The sequence below is a fragment of the Acetobacteraceae bacterium genome, assembly GCA_004843345.1.
GTDB lineage: Bacteria > Pseudomonadota > Alphaproteobacteria > Acetobacterales > Acetobacteraceae.
Genome location: CP039460.1, coordinates 1,207,593 through 1,222,500 on the forward strand (window position 1 = coordinate 1,207,593; position 14,908 = coordinate 1,222,500).

General features: G+C 42.8%; 15 protein-coding genes and 3 tRNA genes (1 of these 18 running past the window's edge). 14 read left to right on the forward strand and 4 right to left on the reverse strand.

Annotated features, from left to right (window positions below; all coding sequences use genetic code 11):
• The first annotated feature begins 113 nt into the window (after positions 1–113).
• From FAI40_05990 to FAI40_06000, 3 genes are all read left to right on the forward strand, one after another.
• Positions 114–425: a hypothetical protein gene (locus FAI40_05990; protein QCE34939.1), complete on the forward strand. Its 312-nt coding sequence runs from the start codon at positions 114–116 to the stop codon at positions 423–425.
• Between the two features lie 51 nt (positions 426–476).
• Positions 477–1,295, forward strand: a complete 819-nt coding sequence (locus FAI40_05995; protein QCE34940.1) for a type 1 glutamine amidotransferase domain-containing protein — start codon at positions 477–479, stop codon at positions 1,293–1,295.
• Positions 1,296–1,385: 90 nt separating this feature from the next.
• Complete coding sequence (locus tag FAI40_06000; GenBank protein QCE34941.1) at positions 1,386–2,387, forward strand: type 1 glutamine amidotransferase domain-containing protein; 1,002 nt, start codon at positions 1,386–1,388, stop codon at positions 2,385–2,387.
• A gap of 124 nt (positions 2,388–2,511) precedes the next feature.
• On the opposite strand, the gene FAI40_06005 is transcribed toward FAI40_06000, so the two are convergent.
• Positions 2,512–2,586, reverse strand: a tRNA-Thr gene (locus FAI40_06005).
• Positions 2,587–2,755: 169 nt separating this feature from the next.
• Between FAI40_06005 and FAI40_06010 the strand changes: the two genes are divergently transcribed.
• The 5 genes from FAI40_06010 to FAI40_06030 all read left to right on the forward strand — a co-directional run bounded on the left by FAI40_06010 (position 2,756) and on the right by FAI40_06030 (position 8,317).
• Entirely contained in the window at positions 2,756–4,285 is a 1,530-nt protein-coding gene (locus FAI40_06010; GenBank protein QCE34942.1) for a paraquat-inducible membrane protein A, read from the forward strand.
• Positions 4,286–4,354: 69 nt separating this feature from the next.
• Positions 4,355–6,133 (forward strand): MCE family protein, encoded by a 1,779-nt coding sequence (locus tag FAI40_06015; GenBank protein ID QCE34943.1) that lies wholly within the window; start codon positions 4,355–4,357, stop codon positions 6,131–6,133.
• A gap of 13 nt (positions 6,134–6,146) precedes the next feature.
• Positions 6,147–6,911, forward strand: a complete 765-nt coding sequence (locus FAI40_06020) for a membrane integrity-associated transporter subunit PqiC (GenBank protein QCE34944.1) — start codon at positions 6,147–6,149, stop codon at positions 6,909–6,911.
• A 33-nt stretch (positions 6,912–6,944) separates the two neighbouring features.
• Complete coding sequence (gene fdhD, locus FAI40_06025; protein QCE34945.1) at positions 6,945–7,817, forward strand: formate dehydrogenase accessory sulfurtransferase FdhD; 873 nt, start codon at positions 6,945–6,947, stop codon at positions 7,815–7,817.
• 26 nt (positions 7,818–7,843) lie between these two features.
• Positions 7,844–8,317, forward strand: a complete 474-nt coding sequence (locus tag FAI40_06030; GenBank protein ID QCE34946.1) for a hypothetical protein — start codon at positions 7,844–7,846, stop codon at positions 8,315–8,317.
• Positions 8,318–8,404: 87 nt separating this feature from the next.
• Here FAI40_06030 and nusG read toward each other — a convergent pair whose 3' ends face one another.
• The 3 genes from nusG to FAI40_06045 form a co-directional block, all read right to left on the reverse strand.
• Positions 8,405–8,938 (reverse strand): transcription termination/antitermination protein NusG, encoded by a 534-nt coding sequence (gene nusG / locus FAI40_06035; GenBank protein QCE34947.1) that lies wholly within the window; start codon positions 8,936–8,938, stop codon positions 8,405–8,407.
• Positions 8,939–8,943: 5 nt separating this feature from the next.
• On the reverse strand, positions 8,944–9,150 hold the full coding sequence (secE, locus tag FAI40_06040; protein ID QCE35761.1) for a preprotein translocase subunit SecE: 207 nt from the start codon (positions 9,148–9,150) through the stop codon (positions 8,944–8,946).
• Positions 9,151–9,390: 240 nt separating this feature from the next.
• A tRNA-Trp gene (locus FAI40_06045) sits at positions 9,391–9,467 on the reverse strand.
• A 301-nt stretch (positions 9,468–9,768) separates the two neighbouring features.
• On the opposite strand from FAI40_06045, the gene FAI40_06050 reads away from it, so the two are divergent.
• The 6 genes from FAI40_06050 to atpC form a co-directional block, all read left to right on the forward strand.
• Positions 9,769–9,842 (forward strand) — tRNA-Gly (locus FAI40_06050).
• A gap of 104 nt (positions 9,843–9,946) precedes the next feature.
• Complete coding sequence (gene atpH / locus FAI40_06055; protein QCE34948.1) at positions 9,947–10,561, forward strand: ATP synthase F1 subunit delta; 615 nt, start codon at positions 9,947–9,949, stop codon at positions 10,559–10,561.
• Positions 10,561–12,105, forward strand: coding sequence for a F0F1 ATP synthase subunit alpha (locus tag FAI40_06060; protein QCE34949.1), 1,545 nt, complete (start codon positions 10,561–10,563; stop codon positions 12,103–12,105). The genes atpH and FAI40_06060 overlap by 1 nt, the downstream gene beginning before the upstream one ends.
• Before the next feature lie 17 nt (positions 12,106–12,122).
• Positions 12,123–13,013 carry an ATP synthase F1 subunit gamma gene (gene atpG, locus FAI40_06065; protein QCE34950.1) on the forward strand — a complete coding sequence of 297 codons (891 nt, stop codon included), beginning with the start codon at positions 12,123–12,125 and terminating at the stop codon, positions 13,011–13,013.
• Positions 13,014–13,131: 118 nt separating this feature from the next.
• Positions 13,132–14,568, forward strand: coding sequence for a F0F1 ATP synthase subunit beta (gene atpD / locus FAI40_06070; protein ID QCE35762.1), 1,437 nt, complete (start codon positions 13,132–13,134; stop codon positions 14,566–14,568).
• Positions 14,568–14,908, forward strand: the 5' portion of a protein-coding gene (gene atpC / locus FAI40_06075; protein ID QCE34951.1) for an ATP synthase F1 subunit epsilon. Its footprint extends 73 nt past the window's final position; 341 of the gene's 414 nt are visible here — the first part of the coding sequence; the start codon lies at positions 14,568–14,570; its stop codon lies beyond the right edge, outside the window. Before atpD ends, atpC begins: the two co-directional genes overlap by 1 nt.

A 14,908-nucleotide genomic window follows, 5' to 3' on the forward strand; every position in this document is an offset into this window, starting at 1 on the left:
AAATAAAAGCATTTCTTTAGGAAAAGAAAGAAGGATTTTTTAGATGTCGTTTCTTTTTTGGTACAAAATGCTTTAGTTTCTAAAAGAGACTTTTGAAAGAGTGGGAAAAGAAGATGCCTATTTTAAAAAAACCAGACGAAGCGCTTACTTTGATACAAAATCAGGTCACATTGGTTGATATTAGAGAACCTGAAGAGTTTGCTGCGGATCGGATTGAAGGTGCAAAGAATATTCCTTTGAGCCTTTTGATGACATTTGTTCCGTGTTTGGAAGGAGACATTTTAATCACATGCCGTTCTGGAAAACGGACAGGTGAGCAGAATTATCCTTTATTTAAAAAATTAACAGCGGGAGAAATTTTTATTTTAGAGGGGGGCATGAATGCTTGGAATGCAGAAGGGTTAACGAAAACGCCTCTCATTTGAAGAGGTATAAAGCGGAAAGTTTTAAAATCAGGGAGTTATCAAAGAGACAAAATGAAGCCTAAAATAAAACCTAAAGTTCTCTTTGTTATGACTTCTTGTAGCCAGTTAGGTGATTCTTCTTGGGGGACGGGGGCGTGGTTTGAGACAATCGCCACCCCTTATGAAATTTTAACAGGCCGTCATATTGAGGTTGTTTTTGCAACCCCAGAGGGGGGAGAGGTTCCTGTTGATCCAGATAGTCGTCTGCCTCAATATTTAACTTACTATACAGAAAAATTTGATCTGAATGATCGTGCTCAGAGGGCATTGCAGAGAACAAATCGGCTCGAAGAGATGAAACCAGAGGATTTTGATGCTGTTTTGTTTCCAGGGGGGCATGGGGTACTTTTTGATTTGGTAAGTAATCCGACGTCTATTCGTTTTATTGAAACAATCATTGATTTAGGAAAACCCCTCGCCTTGATTGGACATGCTGTTGGCGCATTGCGCTATGTACAAAAGCGTTCAGGAGAATCCTTTGTCGAAGGGAAGAAAGTAACAGGCTTTAGCAACAGCGAAGAAGCTGCTTTAGCGTTGCTTCGTATGCTGGGTTTTGTGCCTTATCGTTTTTTACGCTTTGGAAATTTTCTAACATATTTAATTTCTTTTCTGCCTTCTCCAGAATATGCAACCTTATTACGTTTGCGTGGCAGTGTTCCCTTTTTGGTGGAGCGGATGCTGAAACGGAGTGGTGCGGATTATGTGCATAAAAAAAATTGGTATCCGTTTATGGTGGAAGATTTAACGGAGGACGGTGGACATTTGCTTACAGGGCAAAATCCTGCTTCTGCGGCTCTTGTCGCAGATCGTCTTGCTGAAATTTTAACGTAACAGTGTCTTAAATCCCAGAATGAATTGTTTAATCTTAGAAGAGAGTGTTAAACTCATCTTTTAAGCCATCACGATTTAGGTGTGACTGATATGTATAAATTAAGAAACTGTTTTCTTGCGTTAACAGTTGCGTTCTTTTCGGCTCATTCTTTTGGGGTGGCTTTTGCAGCACAGGAAGAACAGAAAGTTTCTGAAAGCGCAGCTTCAGCAACCTTACCTTTGAAAAACAAAAATATTCTTTTTGTTCTTTCTTCTGAAGCAAAAATTGCTGGACAGTCGCCAAGAGCGAGCGGGGTTTGGCTTCAGTCTCTCGCAGCGCCTTATGAGATTTTGAAGAAAGAAGGGGCAAGTATCACGTTGGCCTCTGTTAAAGGTGGAAAACCACCAATTGACCCCCGCAGCATTAACAGTGATTTTGCCACAAAATATACCAAAGAATTTAAAAAAGATGCTGAGGCGCAAAAGGCCTTTTCCCAGACTTTGCCCTTAGCAAAGGTGAAGGCAGCAGATTACGATGCTATTTGCTATACCTCCAGTTATGGCATGTTCTTTGATCTCGTAAATGATCAAGATTCTATTCGTCTGTTAAAAGAGGCAGACAGATTGAAAAAACCGATGGGTTTTACCTCTCAAAGTGTGATTGCTTTAAAATCTGTTATGGATAACAAGGGAGCACCTTTGGTGCGAGGAAAAGCGGTAACCGCTTTCCGTAACAGTGAAGAGGCAGGATCAAAACTCAGTTTGGATCATTCCCTTCTTCCTGTTTCCATTCTTAAAACGATGGATCATGGGCGTACCTATAAAACGGCTGAGTTGCCAGAGGATCAGTTCTTGAAAAAATTAAAACTGGTCGGAACCCTTCCTTTTTTGTCTGAGACACTCTTAAAGGCGCAAGGGGCAGAGTATAAAAGTGAGGAAAATTGGCAGCCTTTCATTGTTGAAGATGTTACAACCGAAGGGAGTATCCTTTTGACAGGTCAAAATCCTGATTCTGTCGAATTGTGGACAGACGCTTTAATCAATATCCTTAAAAATCCTAAAGCGGTTGTGGAAGAAATTAAAGCCAAAGGTTCAATTGAAAAAAACCTGTAACACTCATTCTTTCCAAAAAAAAGTTAAAGAAATACTCCTAGAAAAGGGGGTATTTTTTTTGGAATTCGCTAAAATTTCTTCTTAAATGGGAATTAAAGCAGAAAATTATTTTTCTGGATATGCATGGTGCCGATGGTGGGAATTGAACCTACGACCTACTGATTACGAATCAGTTGCTCTACCCCTGAGCTACATCGGCACAGACATTATGGAATCTGTTCTTAGCCCATAAGGGGGGCTTCAAGCAACAGTTGAAAATAAAACTTCCTGTATTTTTACTTTTTTGAGAGATGCTTCTTTAAAGTTTCTGCAATTTGTGCGTAATCTCAATATTAACTAGGGATATTGGTTTGTATAGTGGTAGGCTTGTGACAAAAAATCCTCAAAATATGACGAAGTGGCAGGCTTTTAAAGAGACAGCCTTTTTGCTGGTCGTTATCGTTATCCACCGTGTGTGGCATCGCTTGCGTCGTTATACGCCTACTTTAAATTATAAAGGACATTTTCATCTCCGTGTTGTTAAAGGGATGGTGGAATGCCAAAGTTGTGGCTTATTTTTACGTCTTCCAATTTTAAAGCCTGGGCAAGTCGCACATTGTCCTCGTTGTGACGATACGTTAGCCCGAAGGCGTAAAGTTTCGCATTTCCATGCGGCAACAGCTTTTTGCATTACCTCTCTTGCGCTTTTAGCTGCGATGCTTTTCGTTCCGATGATGACTTTGGATGTTATGGGACGTGTGAATACGGTCACGTTGTTGACAGGTCCGATCCGTTTAATGCACCTTAATTTCGGGTTTATGCTGATTGGCATTATCGTTTTAATTGCCTCTGTGGTGATGCCTTGGCTCGTTGTTTTATTGCAGAGCGGTATCTTATATTACGCAAATCAGCCTGGGAAAATGCCACCATGGACAGCAATTTTGCTTGCTTGGTATCTTCGTCTGAGGACATGGGCGATGGTTGGTGTGTATGTGATTGGACTGTGTGTCGCCTATTCTAAGCTGGTTGATTTGGCAACGGTTACGATTATGCCGACGGGGTGGATGCTCGGTATTCTTATGATTACAATGGCAGCAGCAGATACCACATTCGATGAACGTTTGGTTTGGGAAAAAATTCCCCTTCTGCCTGGGGCGGCTAAAAATATCATCGATGTGGCGCATCAGCCAGTTCCGCCAACTTCTCAGATGCTTTCTTGTTCTTCGTGCCACCTTGTTTTGAAAAATCATCAATATGTTGATTTAGAGCAGGATATGGGGGACTGCCCAAGATGCGGGCAGGTTTTGCGTAAACGTAAATATGATGGGGTTGTGGGTTGTTCAGCTTTTCTGCTCGCAGCTGCTGTTTTTTACTTGCCAGCTAACTTTATTCCTGTGATGGCCTTTTATAAAATGGGTAAAGGTCAATTTAGCACAATTATCGAAGGGGTCATTGAGCTTTGGCAAAATGAGCTTTATTCCCTTTCAATATTGGTTTTGTTTGCATCTGTGACAGTGCCTGTTTTGAAGATTGCTTCATTGGCTTTGATGCTTTCGGTGCAGGAGCGTCAGTCTGCTTGGCAATTAAGAGGGCTGACAAAGCTCTACCGTCTGGTTGAAGCTATTGGACGTTGGTCAATGATTGACCCCTTTATGATTTCAATTTTAACAGGGATGGTACGTTTTGGTTTTCTGGCAAAGGTGATCCCGGGACCTGGAATGGTTTTCTTTGCCTTGGTGGTTATTCTCACAATTTTCTCAGCAATGATGTATGATCCTCGGGGATTGTGGGATGCCGCAGGTAAAAACCGTACGGGACTTGAGAGTATGACAGAGGAAGAGTTCCAGAGCATTGAGAAACGTGTCAGAGGTGTGAAGCGATCGTGGAAAAAGCAGCGCCATCACCAACTATCAAGATGAAGAAGCGATCATGATCATATTACCATGTAGGGGCGATAAAAGGATGAATATGCAGCTTGGAGAAATAAAATGACTGAATTCCCAGATCCAAACAGTTCAAATGAAAATCCTAGGCCTCATCATTCTCGAAGGGCATATGAATCAGGAGAGCAAATTAGCGAGCGCTTTCAGGAAGACGAGGATGAAGATGCTATTTTGCGTCCAACTCGGGTTTCGGTTCTTTGGGTTATTCCCGTTATTGCAATTGGGATTTCACTTTGGATGGCGTGGCATTATTTTTCCAGCCAAGGGCCTGAAATTACGATTTCATTTGAATCTGGGGATGGCTTAAATCCAGGGCAAACGCAGGTAAAGGATTTGGCTGTTCCTATGGGAACGGTTAAAGAGGTTAAGCTTGCAGATGATCTGACCCATGTGCAGGTTCTTGTTAAAATGTCTCGAAATGCAACGCATTTTCTAACAGATAAAACACGTTTTTGGATTGTCCGTCCGCAAGTTAGCGGCGGTACAATTAGCGGTTTAGAAACCATTATGAGCGGTTCTTATATTGCGATGGATCCCGGCCCTCCAAATGCGAAGCATGCGGAAGCAAAAACCAGTTTTGTCGGTTTGGAAACTCCTCCAGGACGCCGTTGGGATCAGCCAGGGACGAATTTCTGGGTTATGACGCCTTCTTTGGGAGCTCTTGGTGGAAGCCCTTCAGGTGCACCAGTATTTTATCGTGATTTGAATGTTGGTGAGGTCTTAGGCTACACAACACCAAATGATGGTATCGGTCCGATGATGGTGCAGATTTTTGTCCGTAAGCCTTATGATCGTTATTTGCGCGTTGGAAGCCGTTGCTGGAATGCTTCTGGTGTTGAAGTTGGCTTTAGTGGGGGCGCTTTTAAATTACAGCTTGAATCTTTACAAGCCTTACTAAGTGGCGGGATCGCCTTTGGCCCTCCTGTTATGGAAGATAGCCTAACAGGGAACGGTGGTGCGCCTGCCGAACCAGACAGTGTTTTTTGGCTTTACAATTCCGAAAGTGATGCAAAAAGCACCCGATATAAAGAGCGGATTAAAGTGGTTACTTACGTCGATAGCTCTGTTGGAAGTCTGGCCAAAGGCAGCGTTGTCAGCATGTTCGGTGTTCAAATTGGTGTTGTCAGTAATGTTGCGCTCGATCTTTGTGCGGATACATGCAAAAACAAAGCGAGGGTTCGTATTGAGATGATGCTTGAGCCAGGACGCGTGGCAAAAGTGGGCGTTCTAAATCAAAGCGATATTGAAAAGCACAAGGCGCATCTGCTTGATTTCTTACGGGATGGTCTTCGTGCTTCTGTGACAAGTGGCAGCATGCTAACGGGAGAGACTGTGATTGCGCTTTCCTTTGGGCCTAAGCCAAAAGATCCTAAATTGGTTTATGAAAATGACGGTGCAATTGTCATTCCGGGAGATCCAGGCGGTGTCAATGCCATTATCGATAATGTCTCTAAAATTTCGGATAAAATTTCGAAAATGCCGTTGGAGCAGATTGCCAATAATTTAAATGGTCTGTTGGGAGGAACGAGCAAAATTGTCAATAATCCAGATACAGAGCAAACCATTAAGGCGTTGCGTGATTCCTTGAGATCTTTGAGTAAGTTGCTGAGTACGACAGATAAAAATCTGCCTGCGTTGACAGCACAAGCCAATAAAACGATGGCAAGCGCTTCAACCTTCCTTGATGCGTTGAGTGGAGATTCTGATTTACATCACAATGTTCAGAATATGGTGGTGCAGATGAATGAAATGGTGACGACCTTGCGTCAACTTCTTTCCTATCTTAGCTATCACCCAAATGCCGTAATCGTTGGCAGACATTAAAGGAGTGCCAAAAATGAATTGGATGAAAACAATCGTTAGAAAACCAGCACTGGGCATTTCCTTTTTAGGGTTTGCCTTGGCGGGCTGTTTTAATTCTACCCCACATTTTTATAGTCTTGTGCAAAAGCCCATGCAGGTTGTTCAAGAATCAGAAAAAATGGGTCCGATTAAAGTCTTTTTGCCTTTTGTACCGGCATCTCTGGATCGGGATGTCATGGTGAAAAATGCTGGGCCTTACCAGCTTACTTTGACAAAGGCTTCTTGGAGTGAACCTCTGCCTGCTCAAATTGCTGAGGCTTTTAAGCGGGATTTAGCGCAGGCTTTGCCAAATGAGCTTGTTTACCGTCAAAATAATATGGTCGCAGAGCAAGCTCGTATCGGGGTTGATTTGAGTATTGACCGTTTTTCTTTGGATGAAAAAGGGTATGCTGTTCTCGATGGGCTAGCTTCTTTCACCCTGCATGATCGTTCTGGTAAACGTTTGTCTGCTAAGACGCATCGGTTTTCATGGAAGTCTGAAAAGACGGCAGGAAGCAGTGTCCAAACTGAAATTGACTTGTTAAGTCAAGGGATTGCAAACTGGGCGCAGGATACTGCGAATTTTATGGCAAAAGACCTTCATCCTAAGGCTGATGTAAAAGTGGCCGAAATTTCAGAAACTGAAAAAGAGGCAGATGAAGCTGAGAAAGAGATGCGGCAGGCACAAATGATTTCTTCAGCTAACCAGAAACTTGCACAAGAACAGAAGAAGATGGAAAAAACAGCGAAAAAGGAATAAGATTGACTTCTTATTTTGTTGGGAGGGAAAAAAGTGACTGAAGAGAAAAAGCTTCCTCCCACCACGCTCAAAACGCTTGAAAAACGTTTTGAGCAGGCTGGAAGCAGGTTTGAAGGTGTATTTCCGACAGATGATGAGGAAATGCTTCCGAGGGAGCGTTTGTTGGCTGAAGAGTTGCCTGTGACGCTTCATTATAATGGTGCTTTTGAACATGGCACGATGATGGTCACGCCTTTGGATTTAGAAGATTTCGCACTAGGGATTTCTTTGTCAGAGCGGATTATTCAAGGAAGGGAAGATCTTAAAAATGTATCTCTTTCCTGTGGGGAAAAGGGGATAGATCTCAATATCGAAATTGCGATTGAGCCATTTCGTAAGCTGTTGCGGGGATCTAGCCGAGCAACAGTTGCAGGAAGCGCATGTGGTTTATGCGGGAGTAAAGAGGAGAGTCTTTTTGATGCCTCTTTGCCAGTTATAGCCTTAGAAGAATCAGAGAAGGGACGTTATTCTCTTTCTATTATTGAGAAAGTGGTTAATGAGATGCGCGATTCTCAGATTTTAAATCAAGAGATAGGCATGTTGCATGCGGCAATTTGGGCTGATAGACAGGGAAATATCCTTTATGTCCGTGAAGATATTGGCCGGCATAATGCGTTGGATAAGTTGATTGGGGCTTTGAAGTACGCCAATATTGCGATGAATGAGGGATTTTGCTGTTTAACCAGTCGTTGTTCATATGAAATGACGCAAAAGGCTGTTCTCGCTGGAATGCATTGTTTGGTCGCTATTTCTGCTCCAAGTGCTTATGCGGTAAGGTTAGCAAGGCAATCAGGCCTTACGTTGCTGGCGCCAGCTCAAGGAAAGCGAAAGATGATTTTTTCTCAGCCAGAACGACTCTCTTTTTAAAAAGTTAGATTTAGGAGTTATCCATCATGACAGAAAGCCCAAAAGTTTTTGATTTTGAAGGTAATTCTGTGAGATCTTTCCATCGTATCTCAATGTCTATGCGTCGTAAGCTTGATTTTGCGCGGATAAAAATGAGCTTGGAACAATGGGGAAAGCTTTCCCAAGAGCAACGTAAAATGCTTTTTAATGCGCCTTGTACAGGGGATGCAGAGAGCAGTCAGCATTATGCAAAACTCGTTCGTGAGGCTGTGAAACAGGCTGCGGGAGAAGAGGTTAAGGCGCTTACTGACCCACGCTTCGATCTTTGGCAAAAGGCTGATGCCATTCCTGAAAAGATTGAAAAGCTAGCTAAAAAAATGGTGAATAAAGAAATTACACTGCCTCAATGGAAGGGATTAGAATCTTTGCAGCGCTTTGCACTGTTGAAACTTTCTCAGTCTCACCGGGAAAGTGAGCATGTGAATTTCCGTTTAGCTTTGAAAGAATTTGGACTGATCTGATCTTCAGGATGTTTTTATTTTTATAAATCTTAAAAACCCCAAATCTTCTCAAGATTTGGGGTTTTGCATTTTAGGCTTATAAGAAAATTATAGCTTATCAACCTGTGTATATTCGAGCTCAACAGGAGTTGCCCGTCCAAAAATGGAGACAGTGACTTTAAGGCGTTGCCGCTCTATATCTACCTCTTCAACCGATCCATTAAAGGAGGCAAAAGGACCGTCAGAGACACGAATTTGCTCACCGACTTCAAAGTTAATAGCAGATTTAGGTGCTTGCTCAATGCCTTCTTGGGCTTGTTGAACAATGCGTTTTGCTTCGGCTGCACTAATGGGGACAGGACGGTTTCGACCACCAAGAAAGCCTGTTACTTTTGGGGTGTCTTTAACCAAATGCCATGCTTCATCCGTGAGATCCATTTTTACCAAAATGTATCCAGGGAAGAACTTACGTTCCGCATTGACCTTTTTACCACGACGGACTTCGGTGACTTGTTCAGAAGGAATAAGAATTTCTTCGAATTGATCAGTTAAACCCTTTTTTGCAGCTTGCTCTGTAATAAATTCTGAAATCTTTTTTTCAAAGCCAGAATAAACATGGACGACATACCAGCGTTTTGCCATGGAGACTATCCTCCGATCTGAAAGAGAGTGTGAAGGCCAAGGCCAATAAGTTGGTCGACCGCGAGAAAGAAAATACAGGTAATAGTGACCATAACCATAACGGCAATCGTCGTCGTAACAGTTGCCCGACGGTTAGGCCATGTCACACGTTTAGCAAGCGTAATCACCTGTTTAAGATAATTAACACAGCGGGTAAGAAAGCCTTCATGCACAGCATTCTGGTTAGAGATTTTATTTTTAGCTGCCAATGTCGCTCCTTAACAAACAACAGTTAATTCGATTGAAAATAGAAGAATAGATTCAGAGAATCTGAAAGTTATTCTTAAATTTTTAGGGTATTTACATAATCCTTTACCCTAAAGCGAAAAGGGAAGGGAAGAGTAATCTCATAAAATTAAAAGAGAACTTAACTTTTTCTAAGAATTTCTCAGATTTCAGAAATTAGAAAGAGATGGCAGGGGTGGAGGGTCTCGAACCCGCAACCTCCGGTTTTGGAGACCGGCACTCTAGCCAATTGAGCTACACCCCTATAACAAACCGAATCGGATTTTTCAACAAAGTAAAATGCTTCGGTCAGTCGAATGCCCCTAAAAGGGACGATTTTAAAAAATAAGTCAAGATGATTTTTAAAAAGATTAAAGAGTTGTTAATTTCATGTAAGGTATTGTCGAGATTTATTTAGCGTTGTTCTTTGTAAAAAGGCTTTAATAAAGCTTTGAAAGATTAGAAGAAATGTTAGATTTTTTTGTGGAAAATACTTTTTTTACAAATATTCTCTTGCCCGAATGGAAGAGGAGCGCTAGAAAGCAAGAAGATAATGAATTTCCTAAGCGGGCGTAGCATAGTGGTAATGCAGTAGCCTTCCAAGCTTCCGATGAGGGTTCGATTCCCTTCGCCCGCTCCATTTTCGTTATAGACTATATTTTTGAGCTTCAGTCTTAATTTTAGGCATATTTTCTATATCTTCAGGCTGAGGTAATTTTAAATCTCATTTTATTACGGTGGAGTATGAGCCTGAAAGACCAGAATGTCATATCTACCTCGACTTTAGAACAAGATTCTAAGGGGCCTATATTTAAGGTTCCTGAAATTTTGCCGCGGCGTTATGCGAAAGCTTTCTATAGCTGTGCGGTAGAGAAAAATCTGCTAAATGAGGTCGTTCCGCAAGTCGTTACTCTGAAGAATCTTCTTGATGAAGAGTCTTCATTGAGAAGTTTTATTGCTGATTTGGCTCTGAAGCTTGAGGCGCGTGAGCGTATCGTTTCGGAGGTTGCGGCGCAGTGTGAGCTCCATCCTGTTTTTACAAATTTTTTAAAATTGATTGTAAGGCGAGGACGTCTTTCAATTCTTCCAGAGATTTTAGAAGCTGTGCTTTATCTTACGGATAAGGTTCAGGGGGTCGTGCCTGTTAAGGTACTGACGCCAGTTAAGATGAGTGAGGCGCAGCAAGATCAATTGTGGGCTTCGCTCAAGGAAATGGGGTATCAGTCCCCTCGTATTTTTGAGGAAATCGATCCTTCCCTCCTTGGAGGTGCTGTTGTGCAGGTCGGTTTTCAGCTTTATGACACGTCTTTGAAAGGGCGGATTAACCGCCTGAAAAACGCCTTTAAGGGAGAAGTTTGATGGGTATCCGTCCAGCGGAGATTTCTGAAATTATTAAAAAGGAAATCGAATCCTTTGATAAGCCGGAACTCGCATCTGAAGCCGGTGTTGTTTTAACCGTCGGTGACGGGATTGCTCGTGTCTACGGTTTGCCTGAAGTTATGGCAAGTGAGCTCGTGGTTTTTGAGCGAACAGGGTTGCGTGGAATGGTCTTTAATTTGGAAGAAGACTGTGTGGGCGTTATTCTTTTTAGTGATGGTCAAGGGCTTTTAGAGGGCGATCGTGTCCTTAGAACCCGTGAGATTGTCAAAGTGCCAGTGGGTAAGGGGCTCTTAGGGCGTGTTGTTGATGCGCTTGGAAATCCAATTGATGGTCGAGGTCCGCTGAAGGATGTGGAATATCGCCCTGCTGAAGTGGCAGCGCCAGGCGTTATGGATCGTAAGTCTGTTGATAGTCCGATGGTAACGGGTATTAAATCCATTGATGCGCTTATTCCGATTGGGCGTGGTCAGCGTGAGTTGGTTCTTGGGGATCGTAACACAGGTAAGACAACTGTTTTGCTTGATTCGATTATTTCTCAAAAATCAGTCAATGCAGAAAATGATCCTAAAAAGTCCATGTATTGCATTTATGTTGCAATTGGTCAGAAGCGTGCTTCTGTTGCGAATATTGTTCGTCAGCTCGAAGAGCAGGGTGCTTTGGAATATACAATTATTGTGGCGGCAACGGGTTCTGATCCTGCTTCCATGCAGTATCTTGCGCCTTATTCAGGTACCGCAATGGGTGAGTATTTCCGCGATAATGGGATGCATGCTTTGATTGGTTATGATGATTTGACCAAGCAAGCTATGGCTTACCGTCAAATGTCCTTGTTGATGCGCCGTCCTCCAGGACGTGAAGCTTATCCAGGGGATGTTTTTTACCTTCACTCACGTTTGTTGGAACGTTCAGCGCAACTTTCCGATGAAAAAGGTGGTGGGTCTTTAACTTCCTTGCCTATCGTTGAAACCTTGGCGAATGATATCTCTGCCTATATTCCGACGAATGTGATTTCTATTACAGATGGACAGATCTTTTTGGAAAGTGAATTGTTTAGTGGGGGCTTCCGTCCTGCTATTAACGTTGGTTTTTCCGTTTCTCGTGTCGGTTCCGCTGCGCAGACAAAAGATATGAAAAAAGTTGCTGGCCCAATGAAGTTAGAGTTGGCGCAGTATCGTGAAATGGCTGCCTTTTCTCAATTTGCATCCGATCTTGATAGTACAACACGTCGTCTTTTGGAGCGTGGTGCTCGTTTAATGGAGCTCTTAAAGCAGAATCCAGATAGCCCTCTGACGACAGCGGAAGAAGTTGTTGTTTTGTATGCAGGAACAAGGGGATTCTTGGATAAAGTTCCATTGGAAAAAGTTGTCGATTTTGAAAAATCTCTTTTGTTGGCTTTAAAATCTGGTGCAGGAAAAGATCTTAAATCTCTTCTCGTCAAAGAAGCTAAGTTAACCCCTGAAATCGAAGAGCAAATGAAAACGCTTCTTGGTGGATTGGTTAAAGAGTTTGAGACCAGTAATTAAGGCGGAGGAGAGACAGAATGTCCTCTTTAAAGGAGCTTAAACTTAAAATTGCGGGTGTTAAATCCACCCGCAAAATTACGGAGGCTATGAGGCTTGTTTCAGCCTCAAAGCTTAATCGTGCTCAGCTTAATATGTCTGGTGCAAGGGCTTACATTGAGAAGATGGCTTCTATGATGAAAGCTGGAGCTTCTACTTCTGTTGAGTCCATTGATCTTCCTCTGCTCACGGGTGGAAAAGGCAACAAGACACTTTTTATTGTTGTTTCCGGAAATCGTGGTTTGGCTGGAGCGTATAATATTAATATTGTACGTCACTTAAAGGCTGAAATTCAACGATCGAAAGCTGAAGGCCAAGAGTCTTCTCTTTATTTGGTTGGTAAAAAAGCTGGTCAGATTCTGAAGGCAGGTTTTGGAAATCTAATTATTGAAACGGAGCTTGCAAAAGAAAAGCTTGAAGAGCAAGAAGAACAAGCTGCTAGAATTGCAGATTTTGTTGTTGAAGAAGTAAATAAAGGTACGTTTTCTCGCGTTTTATTAATTAATAACCGTTTTGTGAATGCAATGTTGCAGATTTCACAGACAGTTTCCCTTGTCCCCCCTCTGGCTTCTGAGTCTGATGCCGATGTTGTTGAAGAGGCGGTGCTTGAGGAGCAGCAGTATGAGCCTTCGCAGGCAGGATGGCTAGAAGCCTTCCTGCCTGTTAATCTAAAGGTAAGAATTTATCATGCCTTGCTTGAAAATGCGGTAGGCGTTCAGGGAGCCAGAATGGTGGCTATGGATGGTGCAAGCCGTAATGCAAACAAGTTGATTGATTCGCTTAGCCTGCAATATAACAGAATGCGTCAAAATAATATTACAAGAGAACTTAGTGAAATTGTGGCGGGTGCCGCGGCTGTTGGGGATAGATAGCTTTATCGAGGCCTAAAAGAGGATAGACTTTATTAAACCTTGCGTTAGAATTCCCGCATAGCTTCAGGAGATAGAATAGGTGTCAGAAATAAATAATAAAGATCAGGCGATTGGACATATTGTCCAGGTTCAGGGGCCTGTTATTGATGTTGAATTTGAAAATGGTTCCGCACCAGAAATTTATACGGCTCTTGAAGTCATTGGCACGGCCGCAGATCTTGGTGGAGATCGTGATTTAACCCTTGAAGTCCTTTTGGGAATTGGTGAGGGGCAGGTACGTACCATTTCTATGGGGCGAACAGATGGTCTTCAGCGTGGAATGAAGGTTCGCAGTTTGGGGCGACCTATTACAGTTCCTGTTGGTCCAGGTATTCTCGGCCGAATGATGAATGTTTTGGGTGACCCAATTGATAAGCGTGGTCCTATTGAATCTGAGGAATATCTTCCGATTCATCGTCAGGCGCCTTCCTTTGAAGAACAAGTTGCTGTTCCTGAGATTATGCCAACAGGTATTAAAGTGATTGACTTGCTTTGCCCCTATTTAAAAGGTGGTAAAACAGGTCTTTTTGGTGGTGCTGGTGTCGGTAAGACGGTTATTATTCAAGAGCTGATTAATAATATTGCGCATGCTTATGACGGTGTTTCTGTTTTTGCAGGGGTTGGCGAGCGTACCCGTGAAGGTAACGATCTGTATCATGAAATGAAGGATGCAGGTGTTATTAAGATTGACGAAAATAACAGCTCTAGAGAATCACGTGTTGCGCTTGTTTATGGTCAGATGGATGACCCATCAGGTCCACGTTCCCGTGTTGCTTTTAGTGCAATGTCTATGGCGGAGTATTTCCGTGATGTTGCAAAGCAAAGCGTACTTTTCTTTGTGGATAATATTTTCCGTTACGTTCAGGCAGGAGCAGAAGTTTCTGCCTTATTAGGTCGTATCCCTTCTGCCGTTGGTTATCAGCCAACATTAGGAAGTGATGTCGGTGGCCTTGAGGAGCGTATTACCTCTACGAAAAATGGTTCTATTACATCTGTTCAGGCCGTTTACGTTCCAGCCGATGACTTTACTGATCCAGCCCCTGTGGCAACATTCTCTTATTTGGATGCCACAACGGTTCTTAACCGTGCATTAACAGAAAAAGGGATTTATCCAGCGGTTGATCCGTTGGCTTCTACATCTCGTGCTTTGACGCCGAGAATCGCCGGCGAAGAACATCATGCGGTAGCATCTGAAGTCCAGCAAACACTCCAGAAATATAAAAGCTTACAAGATATTATTGCTATCCTCGGAATTGATGAGCTTTCTGAAGAAGATAAGGCTGTTGTTGCAAGGGCTCGCCGGATTGAGCTTTTCCTTTCTCAGCCTTTCCATGTGGCGGAGATTTTTACAGGGGCGCCTGGTAAATTTGTTTCAATTGAAGACACAGTTCGTTCTTTTAAAGAAATTTTAACAGGTAAATACGATTCCCTTCCTGAAAATGCCTTTTATATGGTTGGTTCTATTGAAGATGTTGTTGAAAAAGCTGCTAAGCTTCAAAAAGAAGGACATAAATAATGGCCATTCAGCTCGAGCTTCTTTCGCCCCATAAAGAATGGTGTAATGGGGAGTACGATATGGTTGTTGTGCCGGGATCGGAAGGCGATCTCGGTGCCTTGGAAGGGCACGAGAAAACGTGCCTTTTTTTAAGAGCCGGAGTTGTTACCTTGTTTCAGGGTGGTGAAGCGGTAAGAAATATTTTTGTTAGTTCTGGCTTTGCTCAAATTACACCTAAATCAGTGACGGTGCTTGCATCTCAAGTGCAAGAGGTCGCAGATTTGTCAGTTGATGTTGCTCGGCAGAAATTAGAAACTGCAATGTCAGCCCTTACGAATGCAAGCGCTGCCAATCAAGCCGA